General features: G+C 27.4%; 3 protein-coding genes. All 3 read right to left on the bottom strand.

What is annotated here, in order from left to right:
• Positions 1–947: 947 nt before the first annotated feature.
• Genes HGB55_RS14740 through HGB55_RS14730 form a run of 3 tightly spaced genes read right to left on the bottom strand, consistent with a single transcriptional unit; the run spans position 948 to position 2000 of the window.
• Positions 948–1310, bottom strand: a complete 363-nt coding sequence (locus tag HGB55_RS14740) for a KTSC domain-containing protein (RefSeq protein WP_168817803.1) — start codon at positions 1308–1310, stop codon at positions 948–950.
• Position 1311: 1 nt separating this feature from the next.
• Complete coding sequence (locus tag HGB55_RS14735; RefSeq protein ID WP_168817801.1) at positions 1312–1647, bottom strand: hypothetical protein; 336 nt, start codon at positions 1645–1647, stop codon at positions 1312–1314.
• Between the two features lie 5 nt (positions 1648–1652).
• On the bottom strand, positions 1653–2000 hold the full coding sequence (locus HGB55_RS14730; protein ID WP_168817799.1) for a hypothetical protein: 348 nt from the start codon (positions 1998–2000) through the stop codon (positions 1653–1655).
• Between the last annotated feature and the right edge of the window lie 152 nt (positions 2001–2152).

Genomic DNA, 2152 nt, shown 5'->3' with positions numbered 1-2152 from the left:
TCAGCTTTAGTAAATCATTATTTTTGAAAGAAAATTTCTCTGCCAAGTTCCAATCTCGTTATTTTAACCAACGGTTTAGGCTATGTTGTCGTTGTGGAAAAATCGGCAAGATTTTTCCGCCATAGCAATTAGTTTAGTAAATATACGAGGATTTTCTGAAAAAGAAAATCCGCCACAATGCAATATAGCCATTGTTAGCTAAAGTAGCTTAATCAAACATAGCAGGATTTATCAATTTTAGTTCAAATTTAACCGATTCATTGCTCAAATCTGACAATACAATTCTCATTCCTTTGTGTGTTTTTAAAATTCAATTTTTCGATTAGTAAGAATTAAGAATAAGAACTAAAACAATCAGAAAATCTTTCTTTTGAGTTTTATTTATCAAGTTTAGTATTAATTATAAAAAGAAGATGAAATTTCTAAAAAATCAATCATTGATGAATTTTTCGGTTTAGTAGAAATGATAAAAAGCAATTAAAACAATCTAAAAATCATTCAAACGAGTTTGTTTTTATTGGTTTAGAAGAAAATTAGCTTAGAAAACTAAAAATAAGAGAAAAACTCCCACGAAACGAAAATCAACTCAACTCAACTCATTAAATTTCTCAATTTAGTAGAATTTAAGAATAGGAGAGAAGAGTTCTTAGAGAATTTTCAGTTGAAATAGAAATTTAGTTTTAGAAGAAAAATAGATCAAAAACTTATTCCGGAATAATGCTCAAAATCGGACTAATTTTCAGCTTTAATAAATCATTATTTTTAAATAAAATTTTCTCAGCCGAGTTCTTCGCACGTTATTTTAGCTAACGGTCTTGTATATGGTTTGTTGCGTGTTTAAGCACCTAATTTAGCAAATAAAAACCGAATAGAAAATTCGCGAGGATTTTCGTAAGTAGGCTAGAACTAGCAATAAATTATATACGTTGTTGTAAAACGTTTTTATTTCATATTATTAATTGAAATCTATTCTTAATATTCTGATTATAATATTTTCCAAAAGATTTTGCTTTTTTAAATTCATTCCACTTTTCAATTGGAACTTCTTTGTGAATATATGCTTTAGATTTTGTTTCTATTATTAAAAAACCTTTAATTCCATTACAAGAATAAAAATCCGCATTGTAAATCCAAGAACTTTTACTTGTATCACAATTATCTGTAATTTTGAATTCTGATGATTTTATGATTTTTAAAGCACTTTGATAAGATTCAAAGTCATTATTTATTTTACTACAATCTTGTCCACTACAAGATGCTGTTAGTAAAACTATTAAAATTAAAAAAAATGGTCTGAAATATTTTATCATATTAAAATTCATTTTCTAAATCTTCAAAAGCATTTTTAACATCGCTCATTGCACTTTCAACATCCCAAACATTCGATTGCCAATCCTCGAAACTAAAATCACCAATTTCGCTGTTCAAATCGTCTAATTCATCACTCAAATCAGAAGTATAGCTTTCTAAATTTGATATTTTTTCTAACGCTTCTTCCAATTCAGAACTTTTATCATCTAATTCATATTGTAAATCATCTACTTGAGAATGTAAATCAGATATTTGTGATTCTAAATCTGCTATTTGTTCTTGATTACAACTTACGATAGTAGTTGAAAATAATATTAGGTAAATAAGTTTTTTCATTGCTACTATAATTTGTAAACGGTTGACTTATAATATTCTACTTTCATTATACATTCTTTGGAATAACCAGCGTATCCAAAATATCCATTGAATTTTATAAATAGATTGGTGTCTTTAACTTCGTATAAGTCTCCATCTCCATCTGTCAAATCAATTTTGTAATCTCCTTTATCAACTTTTGTTTTTACATAGACATATTCAATTTCGTTTCCATCTTCGTCAAGAGTTCCATAATCGAGTTCTACTTTTTTATAAAATTCATCAACTGTGTAACTATCCAAATCATCAAGATTTTGTCCAAATGATATAGTTGATATAATAGCAAAAGTTAAAAATATTATCGTTTTTTTCATTGTTTGTTGGTTTGGTCAAATGTTTTACAACGGTTTAGGCTATGTTGTCGTTGTGGAAAAATCGGCAAGATTTTTCCGCCATAGCAGTTATGTTAGTAAATATACGAGGATTTTCTGAAAAAGAAAATCCGCCACAATGCAATATAGCCAGT

Source organism: Lutibacter sp. B1 (assembly GCF_012524075.1).
In the GTDB taxonomy this organism is placed as follows: Bacteria; Bacteroidota; Bacteroidia; order Flavobacteriales; family Flavobacteriaceae; genus Lutibacter.
The sequence above is the reverse complement of the archived record's forward strand: the minus strand, read 5'-3'. Positions and strand labels throughout refer to the sequence as shown.

What these genes read in the sequence shown, in the direction of transcription:
- HGB55_RS14740 (WP_168817803.1), bottom strand. Translation starts at nt 1,310, where the DNA reads ATGATAAAATATTTCAGACCATTTTTTTTAATTTTAATAGTTTTACTA.
- HGB55_RS14735 (WP_168817801.1), bottom strand. Translation starts at nt 1,647, where the DNA reads ATGAAAAAACTTATTTACCTAATATTATTTTCAACTACTATCGTAAGT.
- HGB55_RS14730 (WP_168817799.1), bottom strand. Translation starts at nt 2,000, where the DNA reads ATGAAAAAAACGATAATATTTTTAACTTTTGCTATTATATCAACTATA.